The sequence below is a fragment of the Mycobacterium sp. 94-17 genome (assembly GCF_035617725.1).
Lineage (GTDB): Bacteria > Actinomycetota > Actinomycetes > Mycobacteriales > Mycobacteriaceae > Mycobacterium.
Map to the genome: position 1 here is coordinate 83,379 of NZ_JAPIYN010000013.1, position 16,090 is coordinate 99,468.

Here is a 16,090-nt window from a genome sequence, read left to right on the forward strand (position 1 = left end):
ATTCACTAACCTGGGAGACATGAACGGCGAATCGGCGGCGCCCGTGTTGCTGTACGACGGGGTCTGCGGGGTGTGCAATCGGTCGGTGCGCACGATCCTGCGCTTCGACCCCACCGGCCCCCTGCGCTTCGCGGCGTTGCAGGGCGCCTTCGCCAAAGCGATCGCCGAACGGCACCCGGAGATCGGCGGCGTCGACTCAATGGTGTTTGTGGACGACCCCGGCGGGCCCTCGGAACGGGTGGCTGTCCGATCCCAGGCGGTGCTGCGCGCGGCGAAGTATCTCGGCGGAGCGTGGCGGTTGTTCGCGGTCGCCCGCGTGATCCCGGGGCCGCTGCGCGACTGGCTCTACGACAGGTTCGCCGCGATCCGGTACCGCGTCGGCGGCAAGTACGACAGTTGCCCGCTGCCGGCGCCGGAAGTCCGCGCCCGCTTCGTGCAAGAGTGACCCGCGTCAGTCCATGACCGGCGGCCAGGCAAGGTCCGCTTCCGATTCTTTTCGCTTGCGCTCCGCCAACCTGCGGTCTTCTTGCGCCGCCTGCCGGTGCTTGATCCCGGACCTGCGGTGCACCTCCGTGTGCAACACGCCTTGTTGGACAGCTTGATCCTGGACGCGCGCGACCCGCTCGTGCCGAGCCGCGGACTCCTCGAAGCTGCGCGCCGCGGACAGTCCCGCGCGAGCGGCGCGTTCGCGCGCGACGGCGACTTTCTGTTCGGCGAGCTCGATATCTTCTGCGGTGACGGCTTTTTCGCCTCGTGCTGACGGCTCGTTTCCCGTGGGCATGGCATCTCCCTTGTGTTCCGGTGAGTTCGGAGATACCCGCCAGGACGCGTTTGACGCTGACGCCGCGCAAGATTTCGTTTCGGGGCGCCCGGGCCGACCGGCAATCGGGGCTGCGCAACAAAGGGGGTTCTTAATGGGCGCGCGGCGAGGCGCCCTTATGTCCGCAATCCGGGGCCATTGCCCAGGACGAGCGGGGCCCAATAGAAAGCGGTGCGCCAGCAGCGCTTTCTATTGGGCATTCGCGTAAACGTCTAGGCCCTGGAATGGCGTGTCGTAATTCACCGGTCGGCGATTGCCTCTCACCGCAGCGGGGATCGCAACAGCTTTCCGGCAGCCGCAATGGCGAGCCTCAGGGGCTGGGCGACGAATGGGCTATTCGCATTGCGCAATCGGTCGCACGCCGGCCAGTTCACGAGTCACTGGCCGCTGCCGACGTCGGCGATTAATCCGCCGCGACTACGGGTGCCCCGTGGGTGATCGTTATGCAGCCCGACGACCCGAGCATCACACCGGTCAGCACCGCTGCCACTGCGACAGCCTTCAGCATCTTTTTGGTGGTCTTCGTTCTCATCGGTCGCGCCTTTCTGTTAGGCAAACGCCGTGGCATATAAGTGCCTCCGGTTATGTGATGCTATCGCCGCCATTCGCCGCGTGTGCAATATTCCGTGGACCGCCGGAAGGGTTTTGAAAACTTTCCGAAAGCGGTGCCGAACGCATTTTTCACGGCGGTGCGACGAGTGCAGCGACGATCAGACAGAGGCGACGATTCCCCCGTCGATGCGATAGTCCGATCCGGTGGTATTTCCGGCGCGGTCGCTGGCCAGGAAGACAACGAGGTCCGCAACCTCCTCGGGGGTGGTGAATCGCCCCGTCGGCGCCGAGGCCGCGAACTCCGCCCTGACCTCCTCGGCCGTCTGACCGCTGACGGCGGCGAACCCGTCGGCCAGCCCACCCCGCTCCATCCACCGCTTGGTGGACACCACGCCCGGGCTGACCGAGTTCACGCGAATATTCTTTGGCGCCAAGCCTTTTGACAATGCTTTGGCGAAATTGGCGACAGCCGCCTTGGCGGCACAGTAATCGTAGGTGTTCGAGCCGGGAGCATAGGCACTGATCGAGCTGACGATGACGATGGAACCGCCGCCGCGGCGCTCGATCTCCGGCAGGGCCGCGCGGGTCGGTCGCACGACGCCCATCAGGTTGAGATCCCACGACGCGCGCCAGTCGTCGTCGGAAATGCCGGCAAGTCCGCCCGGGCGAACCTTGGCACCGCCGACGTTGTTGACCAAAACGTCGATCCCGCCGCGGCGGCCCGCCGCGGCGATCAATTCTTCGGCGGCACCGGGCCGGGTAAGGTCCACGGATACATACGACACCTGCCCGCTCCCTTCGAGAAGCGGCAGCTGCTCACCGGGGGTCCGTGCCCCCGCCACCACATGGGCGCCTGCGTCGACGAGAGCCCTGGTGACCGCGAGACCAATGCCTTTACTGGCTCCCGTGACGACGGCGATTTTTCCCGACAGATGCAGATCCATGCGCGCTCCTTCATCCGCCGTGCGCGCACGACGCTACTCGGTCGTCACGGCCGGTGGCAGCGCTTTGCCGGGCGCCTCGGGAGCTACGAGGTCGCTGCTTTCGGCAGTTGTGGACCGGGCGGGGCAGACGATTTCCGCTTGAGACGAGACTTCAACGACAGCGCGCGCTTCTCCACTATGAACCAGCTCAGCGCGGCTTGCGGCAGGGTCGCCATCGTCGACAGGACGAAGAACACCAAGGGGTTCAGGTTGACGAGTCCACAAACGGCCATCAACTGTTGAGTCGGACACCCGTAAATGTATGTGCCATAGGACAAATCGGTCCGCAGTCTCAGTCTCTTGTTGCGGACCAACGCACCCGACACGATCACGGCGTAGGCCAGAGGGACAGCGGCGACCACCCGATAGTCAGGCAGCAGGCTCGCCGCCAGCAGGACGGCCACGCTCACCGTGACAAAGGACCATCGAGCCGGAATCACGTCTTTGAAGTGGTACAGCAGGGCTCCCGCCGCAAACATCAGGGCGAAACGCGCAGCCAGGCCCGGGACTGTCCACAGCGCAGCCTCGTCGGTGATCGGCGGAAGCAACACAGCCGCGACCAGTGCCAGTGCCAACAGCACGGGCGAAATCCAGCGGCGGCCGGCCAAGCCGATCACGCCGAGGCCGGCAACAGCGACGTAGCACATCACCTCCCATATGAGGGTGTACAGGGGACCGTCCCAGCCGCCCGCCCTGGGAACGCCGCGCGGGGTCCCGCCGACATCGGGCTGAAGCCACACCACCGCGCTGTTTTTCAGGACGTACCCGAACGGCGCCCGGGACATCAGCAGATCCGCGGCCTGTCCGCCCTGTATCGCGACACTGATCGGGGCCAGGACAAACGCGGTGACGATCAGGCAGACCCACAACCCGGGAAGGATGCGAAGAGCGCGAGCGACGAAGAACTCACGTAGCTGAGGATTGTTGAGCCAACTCGCGGTTATCAGGAAGCCTGAGATTGCAAAGAATCCGTCGACACCCACCGACGAAAGTAGGTGGCGAACCGGGGCGGGCGACAGCTGGCGACCGGTCAGGGGGAAGGAGTGGTACAGGATCACCGACGCCGCGAACGCCAACCGAAACGCGTTGAGTGCATTGTTTCGCGGATCGAATGCCTGCCCGAGCTTCATCGCCCCCCCGTATATCGCGCACCGACTCCCAGCACTACGCGTCGCTGCGTTTTATACAACTCGCCGTTGCTGTATCACAAACCCGGGGACACTTGGCGCCCTCTGCATCTTTCGCGCGGCAGCCGCTTGCGTAAGCCTCAGTGCGGGCGGAGGGACTCGAACCCTCACGCTCTTTCGAGCACCGGCACCTAAAGCCGGCATGTCTGCCAATTCCATCACGCCCGCGGCGTGGCGATCGTACCTCTCAGTTCATCGCCGGAGTTGTCGGCGGTGCGTCCCACTTTGGGTTCATTACAGCGGCATTAGGAGAGACGCGGGACGCAACCGGTGGAAGACTTCGACGGCATCCGGCGCCTCATTACTACGGGTTTGAATGACCGCACTACGGGTTTGAATGACCGCGCGATCGCGCGTCAGGCGGGCATACCGCGAAGGACCGTATGGGACTTGATAGCCCAGCGCGGAATGCCGGCGGGCGCCGAGAAGCATAATTTCGTTGATGGCGCGTCTTGAGCGCAGTCTTCCAACGAGCCGCACTCGTCGTCGTTCATCCTGGACAGCTTCTCCGCCTCTTTTTGGCGACGGCACGCTGATCTGATCGCGGTATGCCGAGGATGTCCGTGATCGTCACGGTCAACAGCCGGGCCGAGGACGCAGTCGCGAAATCGACGTCTCCGACGCCGACGGTCGGCGATTGCACAGACTCGACAACCGGTATTCGCCTGCTCGGCCCTATAAGCGCGACGTCGCGGCCTACTCACGAATGAGAACCATCATCGGATCTCAGTCCTGAGATCAGCCGGGACAGGGCCGCGCCGGCGTCGCGGCGGGCGGTAGCGCGGTCGTCGGCCGCCGCGATCATCAGTGCCGTGTCGTTGACCAGCATCAACAGGATCATTGCCAGCGGCCGGGCCGGCTGCTCGTCGATGACGCCGGCGGCGATCGCCGCGCCAACCCGTGCCTCGATGGGCGCCAGACCACGCGCCTGTTCGGCCTGATGCCAGCGAGTCGGGCCGAACACTGCGGGCCCGTCGACCAGCAGGGCCTGCACATCGGGCGCTTCAACGACGATGTTCAGGAATGCCAGCAGCACCATCTGCAAATCGATGAGCGGATCTTGCGAAGGCGTCACCTGCTGGTCGAGTTCGTCGGCCAGCCGCTGGCTCACATCGTCGAGGACCGCCAGGAAAAGCTGCTCGCGATCGGAAAAATGAGCGTAAAAGGCACCGCGGGTGCCAACCGCCGCCGCAACGACGATGTCGGACGTGCTGGTCGCGAAAAATCCTTGGCGGGACCATAGTTCGCGTGCTGCACCGATTAACGCCGCGCGCGTGGCGCGTGCTTGTTGCTGTCGGTTCATCGGTGTTATCGTATCCCACATGCAGCCTGCATCTGAAACAATTGGCGGCGATGCGCGCACTGATTCCGGTTATGACGAGGCGTCGTGGAAGCTCTTCCAGGCGTTCAACCTGAGCGTTGGGTTCGGCCAGCCCGCGCCGTACGAGGCCTACACGGCGTTGCGCGCAGAGTCCGCGGTGCATGCAGGTCTGCCGCACCTGGGCATGCCTGGACACGTCGAGGGCATGCCCCCCACGTTCAGCGTCTATTCCTACGACGCGGCGTCGACGGTGCTGCGGGACACCGAAACGTTCAGCAGCATCGCCTATCACGACATGATCGGAAAGGTCATGGGCCGCTCGGTGATCGAGATGGACCCGCCCGAGCACAAGGGCTATCGCGGCCTGCTGCAGCCCGCGCTGGGACCCAAGACCATGCGCGGCTGGCAGTCCCGGATCGTGACACCGCTGCTCGCCGGCATGGTCGCCGATTTGCGTCCGGCCGGCCGCGCGGACTTGGTGCGCGGATTCCTGTTCGCCTTCCCGATGCGAACGTTCGCCGCCATCCTGGGCCTGCCGCCCACGCAGTATGCGGCATTCCATTACACCGCAATCGAACTCGTCACGTCGTCCCATGACCCGGATACGGGCCTGGCTAACGCGGCCAAGCTCGCCGACATGTTCGCGCCGCTGCTGGCCGAGCGGCGGCGGGACCCAGCCGAAGACCTCATCTCTGTGCTGGCTCACTCCGAGCACGACGGCCAGCAACTCACCGACGAGGAGATCTACTCATTTCTGCGCCTGCTGTTGCCCGCCGGCGCAGAGACCACCTATCGGTCGTCGTCCTCGCTCATGGCGGCACTGCTGTCGGAACGCGACCAGCTTGACGCGGTGCGTGACGATCCGGCCGCGCTCACCGCGGCGGTCAACGAAGCCGTGCGATGGGAAACCCCGCTACAGTTTGTGCCGCGGTTGACCACCCGGGACACCGAGCTGGCCGGGGTACGAATACCGGCGGGAGCGACCGTCATGGTGGTGATCGGCGCGGCCAATCACGACCCGGATCGTTGGGAAGCCCCTGAACGCTTTGATCTGCGCCGGCCCTACAAGGCCGCGCTGGGTTTCGGTCACGGTGTGCACATGTGTCTGGGCATGCACCTATCCAAGATGGAGACCGAGGACCTGGTGCGCGCGCTGCTGGATGGGTTGCCAGGGTTGCGACTGGATCCCGCAAGCCCACCGCCGAGCATCGAGGGCACCCTGATGCGCTCCCCGGCCACGCTGAATGTGGTGTGGGATGCCTGAGGCGCGCAAGCCTATCCGGGTCGCTCAGTGGACCAGTGGCATCGTCGGCGCCAGCGCGATCCGCGCGATCCTCGACGACCCGCGGCTGCAGCTAGTCGGCCTCTACAGCCACGGCCCCGACAAGCGCGGACAGGACGCCGGTGTCCTGGCAGGGCGTGACCCCGTCGGCGTCACCGCCACCGACGATGTCAACACCGTGCTGGCATCCAAGCCGGATTGTGTTGTCTACATGCCACATTGGCCCGACATCGCCGAATTGGAGCGCATCTTGTCCGCCGGCATCAATGTGGTCACCACAGCCAGGCTGGTCAACGGCGACCACTACCCCGACAATGCCGGCGCGCGTTTGCGTAGCGCTGCACATACCGGGAACGCCACGTTGGTCGGCACCGGGTGCAACCCCATGCACGTGCCCACGATCGCCCTGGCGGCCACCGCCATGTGTCGGCACGTAAGCCGGATCAGCGTCACCGAATCGATGGACTGCTTTCTCTACGGCAACGCGCCCACCTGGTCGGGATACGGCTTCGGCGGCCGACCCGACATCGAGACCATCTCCGCGGGACTGCGCAAAGCCGAGCCCGACTACCCCGAAACCGTCGTAGCGATGGCGCGCGCGATCGGCGTCGAGATCGACGACGTGGAGCTGACCGTGGAGTTGGCAGTCGCCCTGTCCGACCGTGATCTGGGATTCCTTCAGATACCTGAGGGTTCCGTCGCAGGGATTGACGCCACCTGGACGGGAACCCGCAACGGGGAACCGGTCACCGACCTGCGTACCACCTGGACGCTGGGCACGATCCTCGGGCACCCGCAGGAGCCGGAGTGGAAACTGGCCAACGGCTACCTGATCGATATCACCGGTGATCCGAATATCAAACTCAAGATGTCTTTTGCACCAGCCGATTTCGAGACGTTCGACATCGGAACCACCACGGCGATGCCCGCCGTCAACGCCATCCCCGCCGTGGTGGCGGCACCTTCGGGCGTCTTTACCCCCTTGGACCTGCCGGTCATCACCGCTCGGTCGCCATATGCCACGGTCGGTTGAGTCCACCAACCCTCGGCACTCAGCACCTATTCACTGCATAGAAGGGACCGGCTAGCCGATGAACGACGTTGAGGAACAAGCTATTCAGGGCCGCAAGCACGCGATCTACGCGTTGACCGCATTCTGCTTTCTGTTCTTCGGCGGATGGATCGTCGCCAGCTACGCGGTGGCACTGCATTACGGCTACGGCACCGGTATCGGCGACGGCGTCGTGAAGCCGATCGGCCCTTCACATGGTCACGGATTCCTCGGCGACCTCTTGATCCTGGCCGGCAACGCTGCGGTCGTCGGCGCCCTGCTGTACTGCTGGCACTGGCTGCAGAGCCGGCTGGAGGCGATCACCGCCGACGACCCGCTACCGCCCGATGACGGCGCGGATCTGAGCAAAGATGCGAACTGGTACTACATCCAGATTCCCGGACTCACCAAGTTCCTCGTCGCAATCGCCGCGTTCTGCACCGTCGGGGTGTCGGTGCTGATGGCTGCGGTGCTGCCGGTCGTGCTACTGCGGTTCGGGTGGTAAGGCGATGACCGCTCTGACATCGGCAACGAACTCCCGGCACGCGACCCCACTGGTCGACGATGCCGACCGCTGGTTGTTGTCGGGAGCGCTGTGCTGCGGGACCGTCGTGCTGGCGCCGATAGGGCTCGTACTGATTGTTGTGGCGCTCCGGAAGTTGACTCGCGCCCGCACCGCCGGCGAGGTCGTGCGCCCGGCCGCGGTCACGATCTTCGGCGTGTTTTCCATGGTCGACGCCAGCATCAACTTCGTCGGCTGGTCGATGGACCTGTTTTCCCACAACACCCATCTGCTGCAGACGATGTCACGGGGCTTCGGCCGATTCATCGACGGCGGCTACTACTTCGACTACAACTCCACGTGGTTAGGTGGCGTCTTCGACGACGGCGAAAAATCGATGGCCTCCATGGCGGTCTTCATGATATTTCCGGCACGGATCATCGCCGCATGGGCGTTCATCAAACTCAAACGTCGAGGACACCGCTGGATGGTGCTGACGTCCTGGTGCTACGTCCTGCTGTGGACGGCCTACATGGCCAACCTGCTGCAAAACTTCCCGAATCGACTCGGCAACACGCTATTTGGAGTCACCGGCTGGTGGGTGTTCGACATCTTCTACATGACACCGTTTTTGACGCTGCCCTGGCTCTACGCCCTGGACCGACGACGATGGAATCGCTGACCCCAATAGTGAAGGCCGAGTTGAAAAGAGCCACCGCCCATATGACGACCGCCGGCATGTACAGATGTTTGCGACCGGGGCGGTTCACGACCACACCCTGCCCATATGACCCAACGGATTTACCTACGCTGGCTATGCTTCGGTGATGCATGAGTCTGTGACGCTGCACATGAATGCGTCAGCCGAGGACATCTGGCGGCTGGTAGCCGATGTTCGCAACATCGGACGCTTCTCCCCAGAGACATTCGATGCTGAATGGCTTGACGGCGCAACCGGCCCTGCCGTCGGCGTCCGCTTCCGCGGCCATGTCAGACGCAACGAAGTCGGCCCAACCTACTGGACAACGTGCAGGATCACGGCGTGCGAACCGGGTCGTGAGTTCGGCTTCGAAGTGCTTGTCGGTAACACACCAGTCAACAACTGGCACTATCAATTTGACCCGGCGCATTCGGGGACCGACGTGACGGAATCGTTCCGAGTAAAAGATTATGGCATGCCGCGGTTCGTCCAATTTCTGTTTGGCGAATTGCGGCGAAGACGCAACATCCGCGATATGACAACCACGCTTGAACGGATCCAGAGCGCGGTCGAGACGACCTAATGGAGTTCTTCGGCTCAGCCCTGATAGATCGATTGACGGGAGCCCGTGAACTGGTCCACGGCTGACGAAAGCCGTGCATTGGTGGGTACAGGGGTTGGTTTCCCAGCGCGGAGTGTCGGCGGCAGTGGTTGTAGTCGTGTTTCCCGTTGCTGATGACACACGGGCCTGGGCCAATGACCAGAAGCTGTTGATATTGAGGCGTTCGTAGAAGATGCGGGAGTTGAACGATTCGACGTAGCCGTTGCGCCAGAGCTCGCCGGGCGGGATAAAGTGCATGCTGACCTGTCCTGCTGACCAGTCAGCCAATGCGGCGCAGGCTAATTCGGGTCCGTCGTCGCACCGCAGCACCGCCGAGTAGGTGCTGGGTCAGTCGGCAGATGGGTGAGTTCACCGATCAGGTGCCCACCAGTGATTCTGCGCTCGATCACGCCGCCGAGGCATTCGCGAGGTGTGCTCGTCGACGATCGAGACGATTTTGACCGGTCGCCCGTCGATGGTGACGTCGAACTGGAAGTCCACGGCCACATCGGGTTGGTGCATCAGCGATCACCTCGGGCGGCGCGGTGGAAGGCATCCGCGGGTTGTCTACCGCGTCGCTCGGCGACCTTGCCATTCCGTGGACCCAGCCGAGCCGCGGTGGCTCCGCCTCGATGAATTCGTCGAGCCCAAATCATGAGCGGTACGGTCAAGGGGTGTCCACTACACACCGTCGCAGACCCGCGCTGATCGCCTTGGTGATCATCGCCGCCTGCGGCTGCCTGGCCCTGGGCTGGTGGCAGTGGACCCGGTTCCAGTCCGTCTCCGGCTCGTTCCAGAACCTCGGCTATGCGTTGCAGTGGCCGCTGTTCGCGTGGTTCTGCGTGTACGCGTACCGCAAATTCGTGCGCTACGAAGAGGAACCGCCCCCGCCGCGCAGCACCGAGGCCATGACGGAGATACCCGCCGGGCTGCTGCCCGAGCGACCGGTGTCCCCGCCGCCGGCACCGGATGACCCGGCGCTGCGGGAGTACAACAACTACCTGGCCGAGCTCGCCGCGCAAGACGCCGAAAAGCAAAGAAGGACGATTGCATGACCACACCGGAGACGCCGGGCGGAGCAGTGCCCGCGGTGCCCGCCGACAAGATCCGCACCGCCTTGCTCGGCTACCGGATCATGGCCTGGACGACGGGCCTGTGGCTCATCGCGCTGTGCTACGAGATCGTCTCGCACCTGGCCTTCGACCACGAGATCCGGTGGATCGAAGTGGTCCACGGCTGGGTGTATTTCATCTACGTGTTGACCGCTTTCAACCTGGCGATCAAGGTGCGCTGGCCGATCGGCAAGACGGTCGGCGTGCTGCTGTCCGGGACCATCCCGTTGCTGGGGATCATCGTGGAGCACTTCCAAACCCGCGACGTCAAAGCCCGCTTCGGCTTGTAGGCCAGATCGGTCAGACTCGTCTCTCCGCGGGACGAGACGAGAAGTGCCTGTCACACGACCCAGGGGACCGGTGTGACCCGCGTTGCCCATGCCTCGCAAAGCGAGGGGATTCATCCCCCAGACCGGGCCAGCGCTTCGAGCGACGGCAACAACAGCCGCAGCGCCCGGCCGCGATGCGAGACGGCATCCTTTTCCATCGGGCTCAGCTCCGCCGCGGTCCGGTCATGCCCGTCGGGAACGAAGACCGGGTCATAGCCGAAGCCACCGGCGCCGCGCGGTTCGCTGGCGATGCTGCCCGGCCACTCGCCCCGGACGACCACCTCCCCTGCCGACGAGACGAGCGCACAGGCGGACACGAACGCCGCACCGCGACGTCGGTCGGGCACGTCGCGCAGTTGCGCCAACAGCAACGCGGTATTCCCCGCGTCGTCGCCGTGCGTCCCCGACCACCGCGCCGACAGCACCCCGGGCATGCCGTTGAGCGCGGCGACCTCTAGCCCGGAATCGTCGGCCACACTTGCCAGCCCGCTCGCGGTGAACGCATCGCGCGCCTTGGCCAGGGCGTTGTCCTCGAAAGTCGCGCCGGTCTCGGGCGCTTCCTCGAATGGCGCGACGTCGTCGAGCGACACCAGGGTCAATCCCGTCAGACCGGCGGCATCGAGCACCCGGCGCAGCTCGGCCAGCTTCTTCGGGTTGCGGCTGGCGACCAGGAGCTTGGCTGAAGCGCCGCTCCGCCCCATCGCTTCGCTCTGCATCGTCGCCGGCGCGTCAGCTGCCGAATGCCTTCGGCGTTGGCGCCCCCTCGGGCAGCACACCGGGGTAGGGGAGCTCGAGCGCCTCGCGCTGAGCGGCGAACAACTTGTCGCACGCGGCCAGCGCCACGTCGAGCAATTTGTCCAGCGTCGACCGCGGGAAGGTCGCCCCCTCGCCGGTCCCCTGGACCTCGACGAGCGTCCCCGTGTCGGTGGCGACGACGTTCATGTCGACCTCGGCGCGGGAGTCCTCCTCGTAGGGCAGGTCGACCCGGATCCGGCCGTCGACCACGCCGACGCTGATCGCCGCGATCGCACAGGACAACGGTCGGGGATCCGACAGCTTCCCGGCCGCCGCGAGATAGGTCACCGCGTCGGACAACGCCACGAAGGCGCCGGTGATGGCCGCGGTGCGGGTGCCGCCGTCGGCCTGCAAGACGTCGCAGTCGACGGCGATGGTGTTCTCCCCCAGCGCCGCGAGATCGATGCAGGCGCGCAGCGACCGCCCGATCAGCCGGCTGATCTCCTGGGTACGCCCGGACGGGCGGCCCTTCACCGACTCGCGGTCCGAACGAGTGTGGGTCGCCGACGGCAACATCGCATACTCCGCGGTCAGCCACCCCAGGCCCGAGCCCTTGCGCCAGCGCGGCACCCCCTCGCTCACGCTCGCGGTGCACATGACCTTGGTGTGGCCGAATTCGATCAATACCGAACCGGCGGGATGATCGGTGAAACCGCGGGTGATGACTACGGGCCGCAGCTCGTCGTCAAGGCGGCCGTCTTCTCGTCTGGTCACGCCGCCCACCCTAGCGGGCGATTCGGCACCGCCGCGGCTGACTCAGACCCGCTCGGAGCGGCGGATATCGAACGTCTCCCCACACACCACCGCATGCACGGGACCGTCGAACTCGGCCTTGGCCTCGCTGATCACGTCCTCACGCGAGGTCCACGGCGGGATATGCGTCAGCAACAGTTCGCGAACGCCGGCCTCGGCCGCGGCCCGGCCGGCTTCGGTGCCGGAAAGATGCAGCGCGGGCGGACGGTCCGGCGAGTGCGTCCACGAGGCCTCGCAGAGGAAGACGTCGGCGCCGCGGGCCAGCTCGACGAGCTGATTGCAGGCGCCCGTGTCGCCGCTGTAGACGAACGAGGCACCGGAGGGATCGGTGATCTTCAAGCCGTAGGACTCGGTCGGGTGAGCCACCACGCGCGGTGTCACGGTGAGTGCGCCAACCGTCACCGGCTCACCGTCGACCCAGTGACGCACGTCGAAAATGTCGGAACAGTCATCGATCTCACCGCCATAGGGCGACGACGCGGCACCCAACCGCGACCAGGTGTCCCCCGGGCCGTAGAGCAACGCCTTACCCAGCGGACGCGTCGGGTGGTAGCGCCGCCACACGAACAATCCGGGCAGATCCAGACAGTGGTCGGCGTGCAGATGCGACAACAGCACGTGCACGGAACCGGGATCGGCATACCGCTGCAGCGCGCCGAGCACGCCCCCACCGAAGTCGATGACCAACGGCGGAGTGTCCGATGCCCGAAGCAGGTAGCCCGACGCGGGCGAATCCGGACCCACCACGCTGCCCGAGCAGCCGAGCACGGTTATTCGCACGGACACTACTGTGCCATGCCCGATGGGACCGTGACGAAAACATCGCCGCATTGATGTGACGAGAATCTCGTCCGGTCGCTAGCCGCTACTCAATGTGCGCCTGATGCACGGGCCGCACACCGGTGACCGCGGGACCGAGGAATCGCGCCGCCAGGGCGGTGAAGGCCTCGGGGTCGCCGGTGGCTTCGAACACCCTGGAAGGCGGGGCGGTGCTGGGATCATCCGGGTGTGGGCGCAGCAGGTCCCGTTCGGTCAGCACCCGAAGCACTTCCTTGGCGGTTTCCTCGGCGCTGGAAACCAGCGTCACATGGTCACCCATCGCCAACTGGATGAGCCCGGAGAGCAGCGGATAGTGCGTGCAGCCGAGCACCAGCGTGTCGACCTGCGCGCGCTGCAACGGCTCCAGATAGCCCTCCGCCAGTCCGAGCACCTGACGGCCGCTGGTCACGCCGCGCTCCACGAAGTCGACGAAGCGCGGGCAGGCCACCGCCGTGATCTCGGTGTCGCGGGCGGCGTCGAACGCATCCTGATAGGCGCGCGAGGTGATGGTCGCCTGGGTGCCGATGACCCCGATACGCCCGTTGCGGGTAGTGGCGACGGCGCGGCGCACCGCGGGCAGGATCACCTCGACGACGGGTACGTCGTAGCGTTCACGCGCGTCCCGCAGGCACGCCGCGGACGCCGTGTTGCACGCGATCACCAACGCCTTGACGCCGCGGCCGACGAGGTCGTCACCGATGGCCAGCGCGTGCGCGCGGACCTCCGAGATGGTCAGCGGTCCGTACGGACCGTGGCCGGTGTCCCCGACATAGATGATGTCCTCGTCGGGCAACTGGTCGATGATCGCCCGCGCGACGGTCAGTCCCCCGACACCGGAGTCGAAGACCCCGATGGGTGCCAGCGCCGAGTTCATGCCTTGGGCCGCGGCACGGCGGTGCCGGCCTTCCTCGCCGCGCGGCCTTTGCGCTCGGGACCGGACAACACGTACGCGGCGACAACGCCGGCGACCGCGCCGGACAGATGTCCTTGCCAGGACACCCCGCCGCATTGGTGCAGCACCGGCATCGCGCCCAGCAACACGCCCCCGTAGAGAAACAGCACCACCAGCCCGATGACGATGTCGCGCATCCGGCGGACGAAGATGCCGAACACCAGCAGAAACGCAAGGTAGCCGAAGATCAGGCCGGACGCGCCGATGTGGTCGGTCGGGCCGCAGCTGCTGCCCACATTGCCGATGAGCCAGGTGCCGAAGCCGCCCAGGATCCAGATGATCGCGGTAGCCCACACGAACCGCGCGATTCCGGCCAGTGTCATGAGAAATCCCAGCACCAGCAGCGGGATCGTATTGGCCATCAAATGTGCCCAGTTGGCGTGCAGGAGCGGGGCGAAGATGATGCCCCGCAAGCCGTCGGTCGTCTTCGGCCGGATGCCGTTGTCCTCCAGGGAGTGGTTCGTCAGCAGGTCGATGAGTTCCACCAAATAGAGCAGCGCCACGAAAGTGAGGATGGTGACGGCTCCCACGGCCGCGGTGGACCGCTTCCTGGTCTGAGCGGCGGCCGCGCCTTGACCTCCCCGCGATTTAGTCACGGGCGCCGCTCCTCATACATTGATGCCCTTCCGGCCTGTTACCAGCATCGTCAAGGCTACCGGCGCTGCGGCCGTTGGAGCTCATCGACCGAATGCGCCGGGCAGCACGTCGCGGTAGCTCGGGATGCCGGCGACCGACTCGGCCGCCAGCACACCGCCCAGCACCGCGTGCGCGAGGCAATCGGCCGCTGCGATGCCCACCTCGGTGACGAGCCGGGTCTCCGGCGAGAACGCGGCGGGCACCGGCTTCGAACCGGCCGCCGCGCCTACCTCCACCGCCCCGGTAGCCAGCACGAACACCGCGTCACCGTCGACCGGCGTGTGCGCAGGCCGGATCGCGCGGGCCAAGCCGTCGTGCGCGGAGATCGCCACCCGCCGGCAGGCTGCCGGGCTCAGGGCGGCGTCGGTGGCCACCACCGCGATGACGGTGTTGAGCGGGCTGTCCGCCGAATTCAACGGGGACGGCAACCGGGCGAAGGCCTCGATCTGCCCGGGTGGCGGCGGCTGCAGCGCGAACTCGCGGGTCAGGTCCGCCATCCACGGCAAGCCGGTGACCGGGTCGACCACCTCGCCCGCCGCGTTCGCCACGGCCAGGGCCCCGACGGTCACGCCGGACGGCAAGGTCCTCGACGCGGTCCCGACGCCGCCCTTGAGCGCGCCGGCGCGGGCACCCACCCCGGCGCCGACGGTCCCGACGCCCACCGGCGTGCCGTCGTCGGCGGCGGCACAGGCCGCGTAACCGAACTCGGCCGTCGGACGGCATTCCCATCCGCCGACCGGCAGGTCGAAGATCACCGCCGCCGGCACGATGGGCACCACGCCGCCGTCCATCGCCACACCACGTTCGCGTTCTTCCAGATAGCGCATGACGCCGTCGGCGGCGGCCAGCCCGTAGGCGCTGCCCCCGGCGAGCAACACCGCGTCCACGAACCGCACGGTGTTGGCCGGGTCCAGCAGGTCGGTCTCCCGGGTGCCGGGTGCGCCGCCGCGGCAATCCACCGCGCCGACGGTGCCCGGGGGGGTGAGCACGACGGTCACGCCACAGGCCCAGCCGGCGCCCGGGGACGCGTCGGGATCCAGTCGCTGGTAGTGGCCGACCCGGATGCCCCCGACATCGGTGATGGCGCCGGCCGGCGAGGTCATCGGGTTCCCATCAGCACCAGCACCAGGTACTCCTGCAACACCGTCAGCCACTGATACACGTCGAAGTGCACGGCCAGCGGATGGTCGGCCGGCAGGCGCTCCGGGCCCTGGGGCCCGACCTCGAGCATGACTCCCAGGGTCAGCCGAATGTCGTTGACCGCCGTGACCCACGAGTTGGCGTCGTCCTCGGTCAGCTCGAACTTCCCGCCATCGCCGGGGACCGTGCCCAGCAACCGCTGTGCGGCAACGCGTTTGGCGTTGACGATGGCGGGCTCGTGCAGGCTGCGCAGGGCGGCATTGAGGCTGTCCGCGGCGTCGGGCCGGGCGGTGTCCTGGCCGTCGGGGCGGTAGAAATCGGGCAACAGCCGGCGCAGCGTGGGATCTTTCGGCGGCTCGGCGTTGCCGGTCTTGATCCCGGTGATCTCTTCGAGTTCGTCTGCGGGCGAAGAAGAGTCACGCTCGTCGAGCAAGCCGATCATCGCCGTGGCCAGGTTGGTGAGCAGCGCAGCCTCATGCGATGCCAGCGAGGACCGAAAACGGGGACCGCTCGCGGTCTCGACCCGCTTCCATTTGCGCACAGGGAATCGCCAGC

20 protein-coding genes, 1 tRNA gene and 1 pseudogene are annotated in these 16,090 nt (G+C 66.1%); 8 read left to right on the plus strand and 14 right to left on the minus strand.

Annotated features, from left to right (window positions below; translation table 11 throughout):
• The first annotated feature begins 19 nt into the window (after positions 1–19).
• Positions 20–445 (plus strand): thiol-disulfide oxidoreductase DCC family protein, encoded by a 426-nt coding sequence (locus OQ789_RS16255; RefSeq protein WP_324687023.1) that lies wholly within the window; start codon positions 20–22, stop codon positions 443–445.
• A gap of 6 nt (positions 446–451) precedes the next feature.
• Here OQ789_RS16255 and OQ789_RS16260 read toward each other — a convergent pair whose 3' ends face one another.
• The 6 genes from OQ789_RS16260 to OQ789_RS16285 all read right to left on the minus strand — a co-directional run bounded on the left by OQ789_RS16260 (position 452) and on the right by OQ789_RS16285 (position 4,905).
• Positions 452–781, minus strand: coding sequence for a hypothetical protein (locus OQ789_RS16260; RefSeq protein ID WP_324687025.1), 330 nt, complete (start codon positions 779–781; stop codon positions 452–454).
• A gap of 442 nt (positions 782–1,223) precedes the next feature.
• A complete protein-coding gene (locus OQ789_RS16265; RefSeq protein WP_324687026.1) occupies positions 1,224–1,352 on the minus strand; it encodes a hypothetical protein in 129 nt (42 codons plus the stop codon).
• A 178-nt stretch (positions 1,353–1,530) separates the two neighbouring features.
• Positions 1,531–2,316 carry an SDR family NAD(P)-dependent oxidoreductase gene (locus OQ789_RS16270; RefSeq protein ID WP_324687028.1) on the minus strand — a complete coding sequence of 262 codons (786 nt, stop codon included), beginning with the start codon at positions 2,314–2,316 and terminating at the stop codon, positions 1,531–1,533.
• Positions 2,317–2,399: 83 nt separating this feature from the next.
• Complete coding sequence (locus OQ789_RS16275) at positions 2,400–3,485, minus strand: acyltransferase (protein WP_324687029.1); 1,086 nt, start codon at positions 3,483–3,485, stop codon at positions 2,400–2,402.
• A 141-nt stretch (positions 3,486–3,626) separates the two neighbouring features.
• Positions 3,627–3,710, minus strand: a tRNA-Leu gene (locus tag OQ789_RS16280).
• A 532-nt stretch (positions 3,711–4,242) separates the two neighbouring features.
• Positions 4,243–4,905, minus strand: a complete 663-nt coding sequence (locus tag OQ789_RS16285) for a TetR/AcrR family transcriptional regulator (protein ID WP_324687030.1) — start codon at positions 4,903–4,905, stop codon at positions 4,243–4,245.
• Here OQ789_RS16285 and OQ789_RS16290 point away from each other — a divergent pair.
• From OQ789_RS16290 to OQ789_RS16310, 5 genes are all read left to right on the plus strand, one after another.
• A complete protein-coding gene (locus tag OQ789_RS16290) occupies positions 4,865–6,127 on the plus strand; it encodes a cytochrome P450 (RefSeq protein WP_324687031.1) in 1,263 nt (420 codons plus the stop codon). The genes OQ789_RS16285 and OQ789_RS16290 overlap by 41 nt on opposite strands.
• On the plus strand, positions 6,120–7,178 hold the full coding sequence (locus OQ789_RS16295) for a dihydrodipicolinate reductase (RefSeq protein WP_324687033.1): 1,059 nt from the start codon (positions 6,120–6,122) through the stop codon (positions 7,176–7,178). The genes OQ789_RS16290 and OQ789_RS16295 overlap by 8 nt, the downstream gene beginning before the upstream one ends.
• 58 nt (positions 7,179–7,236) lie before the next feature.
• Complete coding sequence (locus tag OQ789_RS16300; protein WP_324687034.1) at positions 7,237–7,701, plus strand: hypothetical protein; 465 nt, start codon at positions 7,237–7,239, stop codon at positions 7,699–7,701.
• A gap of 4 nt (positions 7,702–7,705) precedes the next feature.
• Positions 7,706–8,380 carry a hypothetical protein gene (locus OQ789_RS16305; RefSeq protein ID WP_324687035.1) on the plus strand — a complete coding sequence of 225 codons (675 nt, stop codon included), beginning with the start codon at positions 7,706–7,708 and terminating at the stop codon, positions 8,378–8,380.
• A 145-nt stretch (positions 8,381–8,525) separates the two neighbouring features.
• Positions 8,526–8,981 (plus strand): SRPBCC family protein, encoded by a 456-nt coding sequence (locus OQ789_RS16310; RefSeq protein ID WP_324687037.1) that lies wholly within the window; start codon positions 8,526–8,528, stop codon positions 8,979–8,981.
• Positions 8,982–9,072: 91 nt separating this feature from the next.
• On the opposite strand, the pseudogene OQ789_RS16315 reads toward OQ789_RS16310, so the two are convergent.
• A pseudogene (locus OQ789_RS16315) lies at positions 9,073–9,549 on the minus strand (integrase core domain-containing protein); the annotation flags it as partial.
• Between the two features lie 124 nt (positions 9,550–9,673).
• Here OQ789_RS16315 and OQ789_RS16320 point away from each other — a divergent pair.
• Complete coding sequence (locus tag OQ789_RS16320; RefSeq protein ID WP_324687039.1) at positions 9,674–10,054, plus strand: hypothetical protein; 381 nt, start codon at positions 9,674–9,676, stop codon at positions 10,052–10,054.
• Positions 10,051–10,401, plus strand: a complete 351-nt coding sequence (locus OQ789_RS16325) for a DUF3817 domain-containing protein (protein WP_324687041.1) — start codon at positions 10,051–10,053, stop codon at positions 10,399–10,401. Before OQ789_RS16320 ends, OQ789_RS16325 begins: the two co-directional genes overlap by 4 nt.
• Positions 10,402–10,511: 110 nt before the next feature.
• Here OQ789_RS16325 and rdgB read toward each other — a convergent pair whose 3' ends face one another.
• The 7 genes from rdgB to OQ789_RS16360 all read right to left on the minus strand — a co-directional run bounded on the left by rdgB (position 10,512) and on the right by OQ789_RS16360 (position 16,076).
• Complete coding sequence (gene rdgB / locus OQ789_RS16330) at positions 10,512–11,141, minus strand: RdgB/HAM1 family non-canonical purine NTP pyrophosphatase (RefSeq protein ID WP_324687043.1); 630 nt, start codon at positions 11,139–11,141, stop codon at positions 10,512–10,514.
• Between the two features lie 28 nt (positions 11,142–11,169).
• Complete coding sequence (gene rph / locus OQ789_RS16335) at positions 11,170–11,949, minus strand: ribonuclease PH (RefSeq protein WP_324687045.1); 780 nt, start codon at positions 11,947–11,949, stop codon at positions 11,170–11,172.
• Positions 11,950–11,991: 42 nt separating this feature from the next.
• Complete coding sequence (locus tag OQ789_RS16340) at positions 11,992–12,774, minus strand: cyclic nucleotide-degrading phosphodiesterase (RefSeq protein WP_324687046.1); 783 nt, start codon at positions 12,772–12,774, stop codon at positions 11,992–11,994.
• A 79-nt stretch (positions 12,775–12,853) separates the two neighbouring features.
• On the minus strand, positions 12,854–13,681 hold the full coding sequence (murI, locus tag OQ789_RS16345) for a glutamate racemase (RefSeq protein ID WP_324687047.1): 828 nt from the start codon (positions 13,679–13,681) through the stop codon (positions 12,854–12,856).
• Entirely contained in the window at positions 13,678–14,355 is a 678-nt protein-coding gene (locus tag OQ789_RS16350) for a rhomboid family intramembrane serine protease (RefSeq protein ID WP_420716128.1), read from the minus strand. Before OQ789_RS16350 ends, murI begins: the two co-directional genes overlap by 4 nt.
• 81 nt (positions 14,356–14,436) lie before the next feature.
• The gene (locus OQ789_RS16355) at positions 14,437–15,498 is read right to left on the minus strand and encodes a P1 family peptidase (RefSeq protein ID WP_324687048.1); all 1,062 of its coding nucleotides are present in this window, start codon (positions 15,496–15,498) and stop codon (positions 14,437–14,439) included.
• Positions 15,495–16,076: a DUF2017 domain-containing protein gene (locus OQ789_RS16360; protein ID WP_324687049.1), complete on the minus strand. Its 582-nt coding sequence runs from the start codon at positions 16,074–16,076 to the stop codon at positions 15,495–15,497. Before OQ789_RS16360 ends, OQ789_RS16355 begins: the two co-directional genes overlap by 4 nt.
• Positions 16,077–16,090: the final 14 nt, after the last annotated feature.